Here is a 14854-nt window from a genome sequence, read left to right on the forward strand (position 1 = left end):
AAGGCCCGAACAGTAGAAGTGGTTAGTAGAGTGGTCGATCTCGCGCGAGCCATGCGGCAGAAGAATCAGATTAAGCTGAACTCGGGCACCGGAACGGTGGGTGAAACCCAATACGCCGCCGCCCGAGAGACCGAAGCAAGCGCGTCGAAGGCCAACCTCGAACGCCCGGCAGTCGCAGTACTGTCGATGGAAGCAGTAATCGAGCGTGAAAATCTGAAGAAAGCGTTGGCGCGAGTGAAGCGCAACAAGGGCGCGGCAGGGGTCGACGGGATGACTGTCGAAGAACTGCCGGCCCACCTGAAGGAGCACTGGCTCACGATCCGAGCCCAGTTGCTTGAGGGCACTTACAAACCACGGCCGGTGCGGCGGGTGGAGATACCGAAGGCATCGGGCGGCCGGCGGCCGCTTGGCATCCCGACGGTGCTTGACCGCTTCATTCAGCAGGCGGTGATGCAGGTGCTGCAGGCGGATTGGGACGGGACGTTCTCCGACACAAGCTTCGGCTTCCGGCCGGGGCGCTCGGCGCATCAGGCGGTGGAACGGGCGCGGGCGTATATCGCGTCCGGGCACGCCGTCGTCGTGGACATCGACCTGGAAAAGTTCTTCGACCGGGTTAACCACGATATCCTGATGGGACTGGTGGCCAAGCGGGTTGCTGACAAGCGCCTTCTGAAGCTCATCCGTGCATTCTTGATTGCGGGTGTGATGGAGGGAGGACTTGTCAGTCCGACGGAGGAAGGCACGCCACAGGGCGGACCGCTCTCTCCGCTATTGTCGAACCTGATGCTGGATGTGCTGGACAAGGAACTTCAGAAGCGCGGCCATCGCTTCGTGCGCTACCTGACGACTGCAACATCTATGTGCGCAGTCAAAAGGCGGGTGAGCGGGTGTTGGCGGGCATCGAGAAGTTCCTGGGAATGCGCCTCAAGCTCAGGATCAACAAGGCCAAGAGCGCGGTTGCCCAACCGAGTGCGCGGACGTTCCTGGGCTTTAGCTTTACTAGCGAGACGGCACCGCGACGGCGCATCGCGCCGCAGGCGCTCGCCCGCTTCAAGGCGAAAGTTCGGGAGCTGACACGGCGCACGCGTGGTCGAAGCCTTGCGCAGATTGTCAAGGAGTTGTCCGTCTATCTGATTGGATGGCGCGGCTACTTCGGCTTCTGCCAAACCCCGTCGAGATTGCGCGACCTTGACCAATGGCTCAGGCGGCGGTTGCGCGCCATCGCCTGGAAACAATGGAAGTGCGGAAGCACTCGTTTTGCGGAGCTACGATGCCGCGGCGTCGGCCGGAATCGGGCGGCAAAAACCGCCGGAAGCCCACATGGCCCCTGGCGGCTCGCGAACAGTCCCGCGCTCACCATTGCCATGCCAATCGCGTTCTTCAGCTCACTCGGCTTGCCTTCCGTCGAGGTACAGCGGCATGCATAATCCACTGAACCGCCGGATACGGACCCGTACGTCCGGTGGTGCGGGAGGGGCGGCGTCGCGAGACGCCCCCCTATCCCGATCGTCCCGACTGAGCCCTTCGATACCCCGATCCACTCGAGCCGAGGCCGTGCCCAAACTGTTCAAAAATGAGGTCTAGTCGCCCCCGAAAGGACGGAAGTGGGAGCGCCCATGCTCCGACCTGCCAAACGCCAACGCAGTAGGCATTGGCGTAGACAGACTTTTGCCGGCCGCCATGATTGGTCATGGCCGCCTCTTTTTCTGCTCGCAGTGCGTTACAGCCCGCCGGCTCGGATCGAGGAACGCTGAGTCCTCGGTCCGGGGGCCGGCCGTGCAAAGAGATAGCCGTTGACGATCCGGATTTCAGCCAGATTCGATTGCGCTCGCGCCACTTCCCAAAAGCGTCGGCGGCAGCCTACCCCACGAAGCCGCCGTTCCTTTCTTTGGCTACGCCAGACTACGCTTTCGAATTTCCCGCGATTGAAACGAGCAGCCGTCCTGCCCTTTGTGACGTCCCATTATCGGTGGGGCAATCACTGTCATTTCGAACCGATTTCGCCGCGCTCAGCCATGGGCGGGCTGGACCTTTTTTGTATCCGGGAGGAGCGGGCATGAGCTTCGAAACAGCGCTCGACGAAACGAACGAGCCAAATTTGGAACGAGCCGATGCTAGCGAGGGGACGGGGCAGCAAAACCCTGCCGTAACGAGAAAAGTCAGCGTCCAGCTTTCCGAACCGATTTTCCGCCGTCTCGAAGTTGCAACGGGTCGGCCCGGAGTTGGCAAGAGTATGGTCGTGGAGGCCGCTCTTGAGCGTTTCCTTGATCCAGCGCCGCCAATCGAAGGTCTCATTCATGAGGCGCTCGATCGGATAAACGGGCAACTTGAACGTCTGGACATCGACGTCCGTATCATCGCCGAGACAGTTGCACTGCATGCTCGCTATCATCTCACCGTCACGCCTCACATGGCACGATCTCAGCAGCGTGAAGCCTGTGCACTCGGCCAAGAACGGTTCAAGGCGCTGGCCGAACAGGTCGACCGGCGCGTGCGCTCGAACCGGCCCTTACTGCAAGAGACGGTCGACAAAATCGATGCCGCCAATGCTTTCGATCATGCGGCCGAAAATCTTTCGCAAGTCTCTGCGGATTCTGCCGACAAACGCCCCGCGGCTACCATTCTAGACCCAACTGCCGATACGAGTGCTGCCGCCGAGGAGGGCGGCAGCAACCGTAACTTTCACAATCTGCCAAACGCGTTCTGCTAAATCGGCCGGCGATCGCGGGATCCGCACACAAGAGACAGCGAACGGCCTATCCAATCTTAATCCATCGCAATCCGAGGGCAGCCCCCGACTTCCGACTTGGCGCCTGATCGGCTGCGTCTTTCTTCCTTTCGTCGCCGGCTATTACCTTTCCTATCTGTTCCGCACCATCAACACGCTGATCTCAGGGCAGCTCTCAGCTGATCTGGGCCTCGATGCTGCCAATCTTGGCCTGCTGACGTCGGTTTACTTCCTGGTCTTCGCAGGCGTCCAGATTCCGATCGGGACACTGCTGGATCGTTTTGGCCCACGGCGGGTCCAGAGCGTGCTCCTCATGATTGCCGGCGGCGGGGCGGCTCTATTTGGAGCGTCCACAGGATTTCTAGAGCTTCTGGTCGCCCGTGCGATGATCGGCATCGGTGTGTCGGCTGCAGCCATGGCTGGGCTGAAGGCAATTGTCACCTGGTTTCCAAGGGAACGTATTGCCTTGGTCAATGGCTACCTGATGATGCTCGGCGCATTGGGTGCGGTGACTGCAACAACCCCAGCCCAGTGGCTGTTGGAATATACGGGCTGGCGTGGGCTGTTTGAGCTCTTGGCCTTTGCCACCTTCGCTTCGGCCCTCCTCATCTTTTGGATGGTTCCTGAGGCCGCGCGACCACAGGTGACCCAGCCGACCGCCATAAAACTAAGTGCGATCTACAGAGATCGGCGTTTCTGGCGGATAGCACCGCTTTCGGCAAGCTGTATTGGGTCAGCCTGGTCATTGCAGGCCTTGTGGGCAGCACCTTGGATGACAAACGTCGAAGGTCTCACCCGCGAGTCCTCGATCACCCATCTCTTCATCATGGCACTCGGGATCAGCGGCGGCGCGCTGCTACTTGGTACTTTGGCTGACCGGCTACGCCGACGTGGGATAGGGTCGGAAGGCCTGTTCGCGGCAGTGACTGCGCTGTTTGTAGGGGCTGAGCTTGCATTGATCCTGCGCCTCCCATTGCCATCGCTATTGCCATGGATCGTCATCTCGATTGTCGGCGCAGCGACGGTTCTCAGCTATGCGATCGTAGCAGAATATTTCCCAAGAGAGCTCACCGGCAGAGCAAATGCCGGCTTGAACGTTCTTCACTTCGGCTGGTGTTTCATCGTCCAATACGGGACCGGACTCATCCTTGACCAATGGTCCGTTCAGGAAGGTCACTATCCGATCATTGCTTACCAGGTCGCGTTCGCATGCGCCGTCGGGGTGCAGGTGCTGTCGCTAGGCTGGTTCATGATCCCATGGTTTGGAGACTTGGGCAGACGGCTCGCCAAACTCTTTCTCCGCAATCTCGAAACAAATAGAGGCGCGATTGAGGTATCCGTGACCTCAGCAGAAGCTGACGTACGCGAGCCTGAGGACGAGGAATGGTAGTGCGAGCCGCATGCGCTGCCCCTCCTCGCTTAATCGTGAGACCATCAACGATTCCGGTGCGTCCGGACATTCCGGTTCGATCTTTCTTTTCCTACGCCAACCTACGATCACCGCGTGCCGCGCGTTGCGCCAATGAAGGATCTGCTTTTCTAATCATACCCATCTGAGGCCGCTTGGGGTGCCTCGGCTCTTGGAACATCGATGACAATCCAGCCGTTTCAGCCGGAGGCAATCTCGCGCGGAGCACGCATGCTGCGCACTGCGCTTGGCCCTGCGATCGCACGCTTTTTAGAAGATCCCTCGATTGTTGAGGTGATGCTCAACCCGGACGGTCGGCTGTGGATCGATCGACTGTCGAGTGGCCTGACCGAGGCAGGCGAAGGCCTGTCCGCTCCTGATGGAGAAGGATCATTCGGCTTGTCGCGCACCACGTCGGTGCCGAGGTTCATGCGGGTACGCCACGCGTCTCGGCCGAGCTACCGGAGACCGGGGAGCGATTTGAAGGACTGCTGCCGCCCGTTGTTGCCGCCCCGGCATTCGCGATCCGCAAGCCGGCCGTAGCTGTGTTCACTCTGGACGACTATGTCGCCGCCGAGACCATGACCGCCGAGCAAGCTGGCGCTCTTCGAACTGCCGTCGCTGCTCGCCATAACATCCTGGTTGTGGGCGGTACCTCCACCGGGAAAACCACTCTCACAAATGCGCTTCTCGCTGAGGTCGCCAAGACGTCGGACCGCGTTCATTGAAGATACAAAAGAGCTTCAATGCAAGGCGCCGAATCTCGTTGCGCTGCGCACCCGGGACGGCACAGCTCGACCTTCTTCAAACAAGCCGTCTTTCGTCACATCATGTCGAAGCTTATCACAACTTCCAGAGTGGTTCGAAGAGAGCAAGAATTAGTCACCCTGACTCCCCGAGCTGGCGCTCGGGCTCTCAGCTCGATCCGCGAATGCGGCTGGCGCATTGCCCCCGCGATTAGGTATGATCTCGCACGAACGGAACGATGGCTGGGACCGGCCCAATATTGTGTAGGCGCCGCTGCGACGTGTCGGGCTCGATCTTCGAAGGCTCAGATCACCTCGAAATGTGCTGCTCGCAGACGCGAAAAGTCGGAGCTTGATCGCATGAAAGCTTCGCATTCCCGCTATAGACGCCGATTTCCGCTACAGAGGCTCCCAAATTAGGGAAATTCAAATTGGGAACTCAGTATAGTTGCGCAACCGATTAACATGCCTGACCGGACCATGCGTACGCATCTCATCGTTCTGCGGTTCGCTCCAATCGTACCAGCGTTCGCCAGCTAATGTTATTGCCATTTCTTAGGGAAAGTTCGCTGCTATAATCGAGTTGATGTCTCAGGCGCGTGTAGTTGCCTACTCAACTGCCGCCCAACGGGGTCAAGGCGATGATTGGTGTGCTTTCCTTTGTGCCGTCCGTCGTGGCATTGCGTATTCTCAAGCGGCTACGGGTTGGACGGCGGGCGCCACGTGCGGGCGTTCTAAGGCTGGATTTGGAGTCGGAGGTTGGTGAGATTTTGGATGAAGAGTCCGACGACGAAAACGGAGGACGGGGATACTGAAGCGCTACATAGTGGCTGGTTCTTGCTTATTCCGGACGGATCTCTGATCCGGCGCCCAAATTTGGCAAGCATCATCCCTGCGCAAAAGAGCACGTTCGTGGTGCAGTCAACGTTAGCCAAACTCTTCTTGACCCGAAAGTGTCTATGATTGGTCTAGATGCAATTCAGGATGCGCGCAGGCGGATAACCCCGCACATCCTGTGGACGCGATTCGTGCAGTCGGCGACGCTTTCAGACGTTTGCGGTGTCACGGTCGGCTTGAAGCTTGAGCATCACCAAGCTACAGGAAGTTTCAAGTTGCGCGGCGCGACCAATGCGATCCTTAGGATCAGCGAAGCCGAGCGGGTACGCGGAGTCGTCGCAGCCTCTACCGGCAATCATGGCCGAGCGCTCTCTTATGCAGCACACGCAGTGGGTTCGCGTGCAACGATCTGCATGTCGCGGCTAGTGCCCGACAACAAGGTCTCTGCAATACGGCGGCTCGGCGCGGACGTGCGGATCATTGGCGGTTCGCAGGACGAAGCGCAGCAGGAGGTCGAGCGCTTGGTGGCTAAACAAGGACTCGTGATGCTGCCAGCCTTCGATCATCCCGACATCGTCGCCGGACAAGGAACGATCGGCCTCGAAATCATCGAAGCAATGCCGGATGTCTCCACGGTGCTCGTGCCGCTCTCCGGCGGCGGCCTGGTGGCCGGGGTCGCAGCAGCGGTCAAGGGCCTGCGGCGCCGTGCCAGGGTTGTAGGGATTACTATGGAACGCGGCGCGGCGATGAAGGCGAGCCTCGACGCAGGTCGACCGGTACAGGTCGAAGAAATTCCAAGCCTTGCCGACTCACTCGGTGGCGGCATTGGCCTCGATAACAAGGTCACCTTCGCTATGTGTCGAGCCCTGCTAGATGACGTAATCTTGCTAACCGAGAGTGAAATCGCAGCCGGCATTCGTCATGCTTACGACAAAGAACGCGAAGTCCTCGAAGGCGCAGGCGCCGTCGGCATTGCGGCGCTGCTCGCGCGCAAAGTCGCAGGATTGCGCGGGCCTGTCGCGCTCGTGTTGTCGGGCCGCAATATCGATATGGAACTGCATCGGCGCGTCGTAAACGGGATGAGCAATCCCTTTGGGGAGGGGATCTGATGCGAAGTATGAGGATTCTGACAGAGCGCGATCTTAGGGAAATCGTACCGCTTGATCTCAAGGCGGTAGAATGCGTCGAGGAAGCGTTCCGTTCGCTCGCCACCAAGGCAGTGACGATGCCGCCCATCCTGCGGCTTGACATTCCCGAATATCGAGGCGAGGTGGACGTCAAGACAGCCTATGTGCCGGGCCTCGACGGCTTTGCCATCAAAATCAGCCCCGGCTTTTTTGACAATCCAAAGATCGGTCTGCCGAGTACGAACGGCATGATGGTACTGCTTTCCAGCAAAACCGGGCTGGTGCAAGCGCTGTTGTTGGACAACGGCCATTTGACTAATGTGCGCACGGCCGCGGCAGGTGCCGTGGCAGCAAACCATCTCGCCCGTAAGAACGCTTCCGTGGCCGCGGTTTTGGGTGCTGGAATGCAGGCGAGGTTGCAGTTGCAGGCGCTAGCGCTGGTCCGGCCCATCTCTGAGGCTCGCATCTGGGCGCGCGATACCTCCAAGGCGGAGACCGTTGCGCAGGAGCTCTCAGTGCAGCTGGGATTTCGCGTGACCGCATATGCGGAACCGAGAAACGCGATAGCTGGCTCCCATGTGATTGTAACGACGACGCCGGCCGTTCAACCGATCCTGAGTGCGACATGGATTGAGCCCGGACAGCACGTGACCGCGATGGGATCTGACGCCGAACAAAAGAACGAAATCGAACCCGCCGCCGTCGCGCGTGCGGATCTCTATGTCGCCGACAGCCTTAGGCAGACGCGGCGCATTGGCGAACTCCACCATGCCATTGCCGTCGGCGCCGTAGCGCGCGACACAAACTTTCCAGAACTTGGGGAGGTCATTGCCGGATCGAAAACGGGACGCACGAACGACATACAGATCACCATCGTCGATCTCACCGGCACAGGCATCCAGGACACCGCCATCGCCACGCTTGCAAACGCCCGGGCGGAGGCTGCGGGGGCTGGCATGGCATTCGAGAGCTGAGAAAGCGGGCGCGAGTCGAAATCGACTTTCGTTGGACTATTAATCGAACCCAATCGAGCTAAGACAACGACAGCGAGCAGGGACCCCGGGCATTTCCGAGAACAAAGTACCTGCGCTTCTAATGCCATCACGCTTTAGATTAATAACGCAAGGCTTAATGGGTGAGGCAGCCTTGCCCTTGGATCCTCGAATCGGTCTCCGAGAATGCATCTGTTAGCTAACACAAGTGTTCTGGAAAAATCGTGCTCATTGTGACCTCGATTGCGTGCTGCTAGCGGGCTCTCTGCGAGTTCGCACCGTCAACTCACATAGCTCAAGTAGGGTCGGTACAACGGAAACGTAATGGCTTCAGGTATTTTGGTGATTAGCGCCAAAGCTGTAATCGAATTGTAATAAGTGACCTTTCTCGGCGGTCCCTTGAGCGATTGCCCCAGCGCATACAATACGCTTCGTTTGGTGTGCCAATCGATGTTGAAGGAAATCGCGGCCGATAGGCTGCGGACATGGTGGAGGGTTCCGGGTGGCATGTACAGCATGTCGCCAGCATTTACTTTGATGACGGCGGGCGTTGCTTGCCGGTACTGCGGAAACCGTACATAGTCCGGTTGCTCGGGGTCCACATCAAACCACCTCCAACCGCGGCGCCCACAATACGCAGCTTGGCTCGCCGGCAGTATTGTGAACTGCTTCGCGCCATAGATCTGAAAAAAGAGGTTATGACTAAGTAGGCTATCGAAGTGGAGCGGAGTGACTGTACCTGCTGGACCCATGAAGAACTGCGAGTAGCGCCACCAATGCTGGCGGTACCACGGGCTGAGAAATCTTGTAGGAAAGGGCTGACAATCTCCTGCCAGACGTTCCACTAAGCCCAGTAACGGAATGTCGTGGCAGTACGGAATTGTCTCAACGTTAGGTGGGACTTCATCGCCGCCCGGCGCCTGCTCCATGATTAACCGCACGTATTCTGCGAGGCGCCAAGAAGAGACTTTGATGTCGCCACTGCTGATTGTCTTGACCTGCACCGTAAGTGACCCGGGCGACCTGATCTAAATACTGAGGGGTCCAGCGTCGACAAGCGCCCCAACCCTCGCAGCCACCTCGTAGAAGGACCGGCTGCATTGCGTCGCGGTAATTCCGCGCGAAGTCCCGGTCGGATAGCTGCGTTACGGTCGGGACCCAGGACGATCGTGAATCGTCTCTCGTTAGCAATGAGCAATCACGCGCTGCCTGCGGCGATGTTGCTGCTTTGATATCAGCCATCTTTTGATGATCCTTTCAAGGTGACTACATTGAACTACGACTTTTGCTGCGAGCGGAGCGAATCTGATGCGGCGACTTATCTGTCGAGGTAATCCAGTGGATTTGCTCTCATCGAAGTAGTTCGCCAGACGTTTGATCAGCACGTTTGATCAGCGTCCGATGCCTCTTGCCGAACAGCCGTTCACTCGCCTTCGCGAAGACGGGGGGCGCGACCATCACGAACGCTCGCAGAAGATCCGGGCCCAACTGTCGTCTCCACTGCTCCCGATGCTATTGAGTCGTTCTCAAACTAGGCAAGCGATCAAGAACGATGATTTAGTGTAACACCCCCTCGCTGATAGCGAAATGAAAGGTCATCTGGAGTCCTAACAGATTGTATTTGCGAGTTCGCTGATGGCCACACCCAAAGTTGGTAGGTAGCGTAGTCTTTCTGAGCATATTCCGATTGCGAAGATATCCAGTCGAACTGAACGCTGATCGAATGCTTACTCAACCTCTTTGCGAGCCCCGAAAAATCTGTAGGCCGGCTATGCTCCGCGCACTTTCTTTTCCTACGCTAGTCTACGATCACCGCGTGCCGCGCGTTGCGCCAATGAAGGATCTGCTTTTCTAATCATACCCATCTGAGGCCGCTTGGGGTGCCTCGGCTCTTGGGACATCGATGACAATCCAGCCGTTTCAGCCGGAGGCAATCTCGCGCGGAGCACGCATGCTGCGCACTGCGCTTGGCCCTGCGATCGCACGCTTTTTAGAAGATCCCTCGATTGTTGAGGTGATGCTCAACCCGGACGGTCGGCTGTGGATCGATCGACTGTCGAGTGGCCTGACCGAGGCAGGCGAAGGCCTGTCCGCTCCTGATGGAGAACGGATCATTCGGCTTGTCGCGCACCACGTCGGTGCCGAGGTTCATGCGGGTGCGCCACGCGTCTCGGCCGAGCTACCGGAGACCGGGGAGCGATTTGAAGGTCTACTGCCGCCCGTCGTTGCCGCCCCGGCATTCGCGATCCGCAAGCCGGCCGTAGCTGTATTCACTCTGGATGACTATGTCGCCGCCGGGACCATGACCAAGGAACAGGCTGTCGCTCTTCGAACGGCTGTCGCCGATCGCCTCAACATCCTGGTCGCTGGCGGTACCTCCACCGGGAAAACCACCCTCACAAATGCGCTTCTCGCTGAGGTCGCCAAGACGTCGGACCGCGTGGTTCTCATTGAAGATACACGAGAGCTTCAATGCAAGGCACCGAACCTCGTTGCGTTGCGCACCCGGGACGGGGTGATCTCGTTATCCGATCTTGTCCGCGCCTCGCTGCGCCTGCGGCCCGATCGTATTCCGATTGGCGAGGTGCGTGGGGCCGAAGCTCTTGATCTCCTCAAGGCCTGGGGGACCGGCCACCCCGGCGGCATCGGGACCATTCATGCCGGCACCGCTCTTGGTGCGTTGCGCCGGCTTGAGCAGCTCATCCAGGAGGCCGTTGTCACGGTCCCGCGCGCGCTGATTGCCGAAACGATCAACGTTATCGCTGTTCTTGTTGGCCGCGGCGCCGATCGACGCCTGGCCGAGCTTGCTCGCGTCTCGAGGCTCGGACCCTCCGGTGACTACTGTCTTTCAGCAATAGGAGATCATTCATGAGTTCTCGAGCGCCGCGCAACGCGGGGATTACTGCGATCGCGGCATTTGCCTTCAGTTTGAGCAGTGCGCTTCCCGCCTGGGCTGCTGGCTCGAACATGCCATGGGAGCAGCCGCTCAACCAGATCCTGCAATCGGTTGAGGGGCCGGTCGCCAAGATCCTTGCAGTCATCATCATCATTGTGACCGGGCTGTCGCTGGCATTTGGCGACACCTCGGGCGGATTTCGGCGGCTGGTGCAGATCGTGTTCGGTTTGTCGATCGCCTTTGCCGCCTCGAGTTTCTTCCTGTCGTTCTTCTCTTTCGGCGGCGGAGTGGTGATCTGATGGATGAAGTTCCAGGTTTTGTCGCACCCGTCCATCGCGCCTTGACGGAACCGATCCTGATGGGTGGTGCGCCGCGGTCGGTCGCGATCCTCAATGGCACTCTGGCGGCGGCGCTTGGCCTGGGCTTGCGGCTCTGGATCGCGGGTCTGCTGATCTGGTTCATCGGCCATATGTCTGCCGTCTGGGCCGCCAAGCGCGATCCCGATTTCGTCGAAGTCGGGCGCCGTCACGTCCGCATTCCCGGTCACCTCAACACGTGAATTATCCCATGATGAATCTTAGCGAATACCAGCGCTCAAACGCGCGTCTTGCAGACTTTTTGCCCTGGGCAGCGCTCGTCGATGAGGGTGTCGTCCTCAACAAGGATGGCTCGTTTCAGCGGACGGCAAGGTTTCGGGGGCCAGATCTCGACAGCGCCGTGCCGGCCGAACTTGTCGCCGTTGCCGGCCGGTTGAACAATGCCCTGCGCCGCCTCGGATCCGGCTGGTCGGTGTTCGTCGAGGCGCAGCGCCATGCCGCAGGCGCCTATCCTCCGAACACCTTTCCCGACGTGGCATCCGCTCTGGTCGATGCCGAGCGAAAGGCCCAGTTCGAAGAGGAGGGCGCTCATTACGAGTCGAGCTACTATTTGACCTTGCTCTATCTGCCGCCGGCCGAGAGCGCCGCGGTGGCAGAACGGCTGCTCTATGAGGGCGGTCATCGGACGGCTAATGCAGATTCGCGGGAAGTACTGAGCGGCTTTCTCGATCGCACCAATCGCGTGCTTCAGCTCGTCGAAGGGTTCATGCCGGAATGCGGCTGGCTCGATGACGAGGCCACGCTGACCTACCTGCATTCCACCATCTCGACCAAACGGCATCGGGTCCGAGTGCCCGAGATTCCCATGTATCTCGATGCCTTGCTCGCCGATCAACCGCTGACAGGCGGGCTCGAGCCGACGCTGGGCCACGCCCACATCCGCGTTCTGACCGTGGTCGGATTTCCGACCGCCACGACGCCTGGGATCTTGGACGATCTGAACCGGCTGGCCTTCCCGTATCGCTGGTCGACCCGGGCCATCATGCTCGACAAGGCCGATGCGGCAAGGCTTCTCACCAAAATCCGCCGTCAGTGGTTTGCCAAGCGCAAGTCGATCGCGGCGATCCTCAAAGAGGTGATGACCAACGAGACCTCAGCTCTCCTTGATACTGATGCGAGCAACAAGGCGATCGATGCCGACGCTGCCCTCCAGGAATTGGGGTCGGACCAGATCGGAGAAGCCTTTGTCACCGCGACTGTTACCGTGTGGGATACCAATCCGCGCGTAGCCGACGAAAAGCTGCGGCTGGTCGAAAAGGTTATCCAGGGCCGCGACTTCACCTGCATGATCGAAACCGTCAACGCGGTCGAGGCCTGGCTCGGCAGCCTGCCCGGACACGTCTACGCCAACGTCCGCCAGCCGCCGATTTCGACCCTTAACCTGGCCCATATGATCCCGCTATCGGCCGTGTGGGCTGGGGAGGTGAGGGATCATCACTTCAAGGCGCCGCCGCTGTTCTTTGGCAAGACGGAAGGATCGACACCGTTCCGGTTTTGCCTGCATGTCGGCGATGTCGGGCACACTCTTATTATAGGGCCGACCGGGGCCGGGAAATCCGTTCTCCTGGCGCTGATGGCCTTGCAGTTCCGCCGCTATCCCGAGGCACAGATTTTTGCCTTCGACTTTGGCGCCTCGATCCGGGCCGCGGCCATCGCAATGGGCGGAGACTGGCATGATCTCGGTGGCGCGGTCGCCGGAGAATCATCCGATGTCGTTGCCCTGCAGCCGCTCGCCAAGATCGATGAAATCTCCGAATGCGGCTGGGCCGCCGAATGGATCGCCTCGATTATCTCCCGCGAACGGGTCGAGCTCACGCCTGAGGTCAGAGAGCACATATGGTCCGCGCTCAATTCCTTGGCTTCGGCGCCAGCCCTTGAGCGCACCCTCACAGGGCTATCGGTGCTTCTTCAGTCCAATATCCTGAAGCGGGCGCTGCAGCCTTATTGTCTGGGCGGACCATATGATCGCTTGCTCGATGCGGAAAGCGAGCACCTTGGTGGCTCCTCCGTCCAGGTGTTTGAGACCGACGGGTTGATCGGGACCGCGGCTGCTCCTGCCGTCCTTTCCTATCTGTTTCACCGGATCGAGGAGCGGTTTGATGGCCGACCGACCCTTCTCATCATTGATGAGGGCTGGCTCGTGCTCGATGATGCCCATTTTGCCGGGCAACTGCGCGAATGGCTAAAAACGCTTCGCAAGAAGAACGCCTCAGTTGTCTTTGCGACCCAGTCGCTTGCCGATATCGATGGCTCGGCCATTGCGCCGGCCATCATCGAAAGCTGTCCGACCCGGATCCTGCTGCCAAACGATCGCGCCATTGAGCCGCAGATCACGGCAATTTACCGCCGCTTTGGACTGAATGACCGGCAGATCGAGATCCTGGCTCGCGCGACACCGAAGCGGGACTACTACTGCCAGTGCCGTCGGGGCAACCGCCTGTTCGAGCTTGGTCTCGGCGAGGTCGCGCTCGCGTTCACAGCAAGCTCCTCGAAGGCCGACCAGGCACTGATTGACCGTGTCCTAGCCGAGCACGGCCGGGAGAATTTCGTGACGGGTTGGCTCGAGGCGCGCGAGCTCGCCTGGGCCTGCGACCTAATTCCGCAACTTGCAAAGCTGGGGAGCCTCTGATGAGACGATTAGCTCAGCTAATAGCAGTGGGCTTGATCGCTGCTGCCGCGGTCCAAATGCCACGCGAGGCGACGGCACAGTGGATCGTGTTCGATCCCAACAATTACGCGCAGAACGTGCTGACAGCCGCGCGCGAATTGCAGCAGATCAACAACCAGATCACATCGCTGCAAAACCAGTCGATGATGCTGATCAATCAGGCAAAAAATCTGGCCAGCCTGCCGTATTCTTCATTGCAGCAGCTGGAGCAGTCGATCCAGCGTACCCAGCAGTTGCTCGGCCAGGCCCAGCGTATTGCCTATGATATCGGGCAGATCGATCGCGCCTTCTCATCCACCTACGCACCGGCTTCTGGCGGCCAGTCCGATCAAGCGCTGATCGTGAATGCGCAAACACGTTGGCAAAACGCTGTTGCGGGCTTGCAGGACGCCATGCGCGTGCAGGCGACCGTGGTCAGCAATCTCGACACCAACCGTACCCAGATGTCGGCTCTCGTGAGTGCCAGCCAGGGCGCCAGTGGTGCGCTGCAGGCAAGCCAAGCTGGCAATCAACTGCTCGCACTTCAAAGCCAGCAGCTCGCAGATCTCACCGCGGCAGTTGCAGCGCAGGGGCGTGCTCAGACTTTGGAGCAGGCGGGGCGCGCGGCCGCCCAGGATCAGGGCAGAGAGCAGCTTAGGCGTTTCCTCAACCAAGGGCAAGGTTACCAATCCACAACAGTGCAGATGTTCCACTAATGTCGACAAACAGACTTGAAAAGCTCCCGATGGTACTGGCGGTGACGCTTGCTGTCCTGGTTGTTGTGGCTTGCGCGATCCGGCTACGCAGCGATCAAGACCAGGCTCCGTCTGAGGCGTCGATCGCCCAAGGGGCATCTGACCCGACCGACGCAAAGCTCAAGCAATGCCGGACGGTCGAATACGAGCAGAAAGATGCTCTGCTCGCGTGCCAGAAACTCTGGGCCGAGAAGCGCCGTCAATTCTTAGGCTTTGGCCGCGGATCCTCAGGAGCGAGTATTAGCCAAACTAATCCGGACGCATCATCGCCTCTGCGCGGCAAAGACGAGAGCCGCCTGCCGTCCGGCTATCCCTCCATTCCCAACGATGACGAGTGAACG

Annotated in this window: 13 protein-coding genes and 1 pseudogene; 13 read left to right on the forward strand and 1 reads right to left on the reverse strand. The window is 59.4% G+C overall.

Translation table 11 applies throughout. The features are described 5' to 3' along the window. Positions 1 to 30 precede the first annotated feature (30 nt). The 7 genes and pseudogenes from ltrA to eutC all read left to right on the forward strand — a co-directional run bounded on the left by ltrA (position 31) and on the right by eutC (position 7820). On the forward strand, positions 31 to 1074 hold the full coding sequence (ltrA, locus tag SO156_RS10205) for a group II intron reverse transcriptase/maturase (RefSeq protein ID WP_498534687.1): 1044 nt from the start codon (positions 31 to 33) through the stop codon (positions 1072 to 1074). Further along, the gene (locus SO156_RS10210) at positions 1071 to 1427 is read left to right on the forward strand and encodes a group II intron maturase-specific domain-containing protein (protein ID WP_498534766.1); all 357 of its coding nucleotides are present in this window, start codon (positions 1071 to 1073) and stop codon (positions 1425 to 1427) included. The genes ltrA and SO156_RS10210 overlap by 4 nt, the downstream gene beginning before the upstream one ends. A 629-nt stretch (positions 1428 to 2056) precedes the next feature. Further along, on the forward strand, positions 2057 to 2710 hold the full coding sequence (locus SO156_RS10215; protein ID WP_498534688.1) for a ribbon-helix-helix domain-containing protein: 654 nt from the start codon (positions 2057 to 2059) through the stop codon (positions 2708 to 2710). Further along, the gene (locus SO156_RS10220; RefSeq protein WP_498534689.1) at positions 2646 to 4118 is read left to right on the forward strand and encodes an MFS transporter; all 1473 of its coding nucleotides are present in this window, start codon (positions 2646 to 2648) and stop codon (positions 4116 to 4118) included. The genes SO156_RS10215 and SO156_RS10220 overlap by 65 nt, the downstream gene beginning before the upstream one ends. 249 nt (positions 4119 to 4367) lie before the next feature. Next, positions 4368 to 4931 (forward strand): annotated as a pseudogene (locus tag SO156_RS10225) (ATPase, T2SS/T4P/T4SS family); the annotation flags it as partial. Positions 4932 to 5841: 910 nt separating this feature from the next. Next, positions 5842 to 6828 carry a hydroxyectoine utilization dehydratase EutB gene (eutB, locus tag SO156_RS10230; protein WP_498534690.1) on the forward strand — a complete coding sequence of 329 codons (987 nt, stop codon included), beginning with the start codon at positions 5842 to 5844 and terminating at the stop codon, positions 6826 to 6828. Continuing rightward, entirely contained in the window at positions 6828 to 7820 is a 993-nt protein-coding gene (gene eutC / locus SO156_RS10235) for an ectoine utilization protein EutC (protein WP_498534691.1), read from the forward strand. The genes eutB and eutC overlap by 1 nt, the downstream gene beginning before the upstream one ends. 299 nt (positions 7821 to 8119) lie before the next feature. Here the strand turns inward: eutC and SO156_RS10240 are convergent, their stop codons facing one another. Next, entirely contained in the window at positions 8120 to 8842 is a 723-nt protein-coding gene (locus SO156_RS10240; RefSeq protein ID WP_498534692.1) for a cupin-like domain-containing protein, read from the reverse strand. Between the two features lie 899 nt (positions 8843 to 9741). Here SO156_RS10240 and trbB point away from each other — a divergent pair. Genes trbB through trbK-alt form a run of 6 tightly spaced genes read left to right on the forward strand, consistent with a single transcriptional unit; the run spans position 9742 to position 14851 of the window. Further along, a complete protein-coding gene (trbB, locus tag SO156_RS10245; RefSeq protein ID WP_498534693.1) occupies positions 9742 to 10710 on the forward strand; it encodes a P-type conjugative transfer ATPase TrbB in 969 nt (322 codons plus the stop codon). Then, complete coding sequence (locus SO156_RS10250; RefSeq protein WP_498534694.1) at positions 10707 to 11033, forward strand: TrbC/VirB2 family type IV secretion system protein; 327 nt, start codon at positions 10707 to 10709, stop codon at positions 11031 to 11033. The genes trbB and SO156_RS10250 overlap by 4 nt, the downstream gene beginning before the upstream one ends. Beyond that, positions 11033 to 11293, forward strand: coding sequence for a VirB3 family type IV secretion system protein (locus tag SO156_RS10255; RefSeq protein ID WP_498534695.1), 261 nt, complete (start codon positions 11033 to 11035; stop codon positions 11291 to 11293). Before SO156_RS10250 ends, SO156_RS10255 begins: the two co-directional genes overlap by 1 nt. Before the next feature lie 8 nt (positions 11294 to 11301). Further along, positions 11302 to 13740, forward strand: a complete 2439-nt coding sequence (gene trbE, locus SO156_RS10260; protein WP_498534696.1) for a conjugal transfer protein TrbE — start codon at positions 11302 to 11304, stop codon at positions 13738 to 13740. After that, on the forward strand, positions 13740 to 14474 hold the full coding sequence (gene trbJ / locus SO156_RS10265) for a P-type conjugative transfer protein TrbJ (RefSeq protein WP_498534697.1): 735 nt from the start codon (positions 13740 to 13742) through the stop codon (positions 14472 to 14474). The genes trbE and trbJ overlap by 1 nt, the downstream gene beginning before the upstream one ends. Further along, entirely contained in the window at positions 14474 to 14851 is a 378-nt protein-coding gene (gene trbK-alt / locus SO156_RS10270) for a putative entry exclusion protein TrbK-alt (RefSeq protein ID WP_498534698.1), read from the forward strand. Before trbJ ends, trbK-alt begins: the two co-directional genes overlap by 1 nt. Positions 14852 to 14854 lie beyond the last annotated feature (3 nt).

Source organism: Bradyrhizobium sp. UFLA05-125, from assembly GCF_059803515.1.